The 3,786-nt window shown below is 69.6% G+C and carries 2 protein-coding genes; both read left to right on the plus strand.

The features are described from left to right. Positions 1–27: 27 nt before the first annotated feature. On the plus strand, positions 28–1,164 hold the full coding sequence (locus tag AB0J04_RS14955) for an OzmP (protein WP_363168817.1): 1,137 nt from the start codon (positions 28–30) through the stop codon (positions 1,162–1,164). An 11-nt stretch (positions 1,165–1,175) separates the two neighbouring features. Then, entirely contained in the window at positions 1,176–3,716 is a 2,541-nt protein-coding gene (locus AB0J04_RS14960) for a beta-ketoacyl synthase N-terminal-like domain-containing protein (protein WP_363168818.1), read from the plus strand. Positions 3,717–3,786: the final 70 nt, after the last annotated feature.

Genomic DNA, 3,786 nt, shown 5'->3' on the forward strand with positions numbered 1-3,786 from the left:
TACGACCATCCTTGAAAGGCGGGATTCATGGCCCACTGCGCCGTGTGTTCTCTGCAAGAGGGCCACCCCGGCATCACCCTGGACGCCGACGAGGTCTGCAACCTGTGCAACCTCGAAGTGGCCGATGAGCTGCTGGAGAACTTCACCTACACCAACCGGATATTCGAGGAGTTCACGGCCGGCGGCCGCCATCCCGACGGCGAGTTCGACTGTCTGTTCATGTACAGCGGCGGCAAGGACAGCACGTACATGCTGGACAAGTTCGTCAACGAATACGGCAAGCGGGTCCTCGCCTATACCTTCGACATCCCCTTCGAGAGCGTGCACGCCGCCGACAACGTCAAACTGGCGAAGGACAAGATCCCGGCGCATTTCGTGCTGGACTCGGACGAGGCCGGGATCACGACGATGATGCGTGACGTCTTCAACCGGCCCGCGCCGCAGAAACCCGGAGAGTATCTCGACGAGAAACTGCCGTGCGTCTCCTGCCGCACGTTCTTCGTCATCCGGGCCATCCTCTGCGCGGTCCGCAACAAGATCCCGTACATCGCGCTGTGCGCGGACCCGCAGCAGATCCTCACCATGGAGTCCAACGTCCGGGAGATCGTGCGCGGCTTCTACGAGACCTTCGGCCAGGAGCTGACCGGCCGGCTCTTCGGGGAGGAACTGGAGGACCTGCTGTTCGCCACCGACGACGAACTGCCGAAGGTCGTCTTCCCGTTCATCTCGATGCGCTACGACTACGACCCCGACATGATGGTGCGGGAACTGAAGGAGAAAGGGCTTTACCAGTCCTCGCCGCTGGAGACCCACTGCACTCTGTATCCCCTGCTGAACTACTACTCCTTCGCCAACTGGGGCTGCATGTTCTACAAGCTGAACGCCTCCAGTCACCTGCGGGCGGTGAAGAAGAACAAGAACTACGACCGCGCCACCTACAGCATCAAGTTCCCGCGCGCCGCGAACCTGCCGGATCTCGAACAGCGTCTCCAGGACATCGTTTTCGACATCGCCCGCACCGATGTCGATCCGAAGACGCACGAGCCGGCGCTGGTCGAGATCTTCAGCGAACTCCACGGGGACGAGAACGCGGCCCGTTTCGTGGCCGGCAGCTTTCTCGACATGCGCAGGACGGCCACCCGCATGGGCATCAAGCTCGCCTGAAGGAGGCAGAGATGGACCAGCAGGACCAGCACGACATCCGGGAATCCGACATCGCCGTCATCGGCATGGCATGCCGCCTGCCGGGCGCTCCCTCCGTGGACGCCTTCTGGCGCAATCTGCGCGAAGGCGTGGAGTCGACGACCTTCCTGTCCGACGAGGACCTGCTCGCCGCGGGCGTGGATCCACAGCTCCTCGACGACCCGGGTTACGTCAAGGCCGCCCAACTGCTGCCCGACGTCGAGCAGTTCGACGCCGACCTCTTCCGCGTCACCGCCGACGAGGCGGACATCCTCGACCCGCAGCACCGGCAGTTCCTCGAGTGCGCCCTGGAAGCACTGGAGGACGCCGGTTACGACCCCGGCGCGTACGACGGCGCCATCGGCGTGTACGCGGGCGCCGGAATGAACACGTACCTGCTGAACAACCTGCACGACCGCTACCGCGCCGCCTCCACCCTCGACGACTACCGGCTGATGCTCGCCAACGACAAGGACTTCCTCGCCACCCGGGTCTCCTACAAGCTGGACCTGCGGGGCCCCAGTCTCAGCGTCAACACCGCGTGCTCCACCTCGCTGGTCGCCGTCCACACCGCCTGCCTCAGCCTGATCAGCGGCGACTGCGACACGGCACTGGCCGGGGCGGTGCACATCAAGGTGCCCCAGCGCAAGGGCTACCGCTACCAGGAAGGCATGATCCTCTCCCCGGACGGGCACTGCCGCGCCTTCGACGCCAAGGCGCAGGGCACCATCGTCGGGGACGGCGTCGGCGTGGTGGTCCTCAAGCGGCTGCGCGACGCCCTCGCCGACGGCGACTTCGTCCACGCGGTCATCAAGGGCACCGCCGTCAACAACGACGGTGCGGCGAAGGCCGGTTACACCGCGCCGACCGTCGAGGGCCAGGCGGCCGTCATCCGCGACGCCCAGCAGATCGCCGACTGCCCGCCGCACACCATCGGATACCTCGAGGCGCACGGCACGGGCACCCCGCTCGGCGACCCCATCGAGGTGACCGCGCTCAACGCCGTGTTCGCCGAGGACCCCGAGGGCGCCGGGAGGTGCGCGATCGGCTCGGTGAAGACCAACATCGGCCATCTCGACGTCGCCGCGGGCATGGCGGGCCTGATCAAGACCTCGCTGATGCTGCGCCACGGCGAGCTGGTCCCGAGCCTGAACTTCGAGTCGCCCAACCCGGAGATCGACTTCGCCGCCGGTCCGTTCCACGTCGCCACCGAACTCGCCGACTGGCCCGCCGCGGACGGTGTGCCGCGCCGCGCCGGGGTCAGCGCCTTCGGGATCGGCGGCACGAACGCGCACGTCGTCCTCGAGGCTCCGCCGGCCCGCCCGGCGCCGTCCGTGTCCCGCCCGGCCGAGCTCCTGGTGCTCTCGGCGCGCTCGCCGCAGGCGCTGAAGCGGAGCATGGCCGACCTCGCCCGGCATCTGCGCAAGCACCCGGAGCTCTCGGCCGCCGACGTGGCCAAGACCCTGGGCGTCGGCCGCCGTGCCCAACGTCACCGTTGCGCCGTGGTCTGCTCCGACCTGCGCGAGGCGGCTCTGGCCCTCGCCCTCGCCGACCGCAAGCAGCTGATCATCGGGGAAGGCGCGGCCGGCCGCCCCGACGTGGCCTACGGCGTGGCCGACCGGCTCGGCGACGGCGGCGCGCACGCCGTGGCGCTGCTGCGCGCACTGCCCGCCTACCGCGCGCAGCTCCAGGCGGTGACCGACGCGGACCCCGAAGCGCTCCTTGCCGCCGACGACGCGGCGGCGGCCCTGGTCGCCCAGCTGGCCGCCGCCCGTCTGTTCACCGCGTGGGGGGTGCGGCCCGCCGCCGTGACCGGCGGCCCGGTCGCCCGGCTCGTCGGCGCCTGTCTGTCCGGTGCGCTCACCGCCGCGGAGGCGCTGCGCCTGCTCGACACGGACCCGGCCACCTGGACGGGCGTTCCGCAGACGCCCGCCGACGCTCCCGCGGACGCCGTGCTGCTGCGTCTCCAGCCCGCCGGCGCCGCTCCGGCCGGACTGCACCGCACCGCGCACGCCCTGGCGACGGTGTGGGCCGCGGGAGCCGACGCCGACTGGAGCGCGTTCTACGGCGACGAGCGGCGCGGTCGCGTCCCGCTGCCCACGTACCCGTTCGAGCACAAGCGGCACTGGGTCGAGCCGGACCACCTCGCCGTGGAGCCCGCGCAGCAGCCGGACACGCTGAGCGCGCGGCTCGGTGCGGCGGTCGGGAACGAGAGCGTCGACATCATCACCGAGTTCGTGCGGCACGAGATCGCCAGGGTCCTGGGCGAGGGGAGCGGTCGACTCCCGGAGACCGAACAGAACTTGTTCGACATGGGCCTCGACTCGCTCATCCTGATCGACATCACCGCGCGCCTCGGCGACGCGCTGGGCGAGCAGGTGGAGGCGTCCGCGTTCATCGAGTACCCGACGATCCGCTCCTTCGCCGAGCACCTGGCCGTCGTCCTCAACCTGGTCGAGGACGTCCCGGCGCCGCAGGACGACGTCCGGACCTCGCGTCGGGCCCAGCGGGCGCAGGCCCGCCGGGCGGGGTGAGGCCGACCCTCGTTCCATGACGAAGAGGCCGTTCCCCTCTCCGGGGAACGGCCTCTTCGTCTGTGCCGTG

Source organism: Streptomyces sp. NPDC050263, from assembly GCF_040655955.1.
GTDB lineage: Bacteria > Actinomycetota > Actinomycetes > Streptomycetales > Streptomycetaceae > Streptomyces.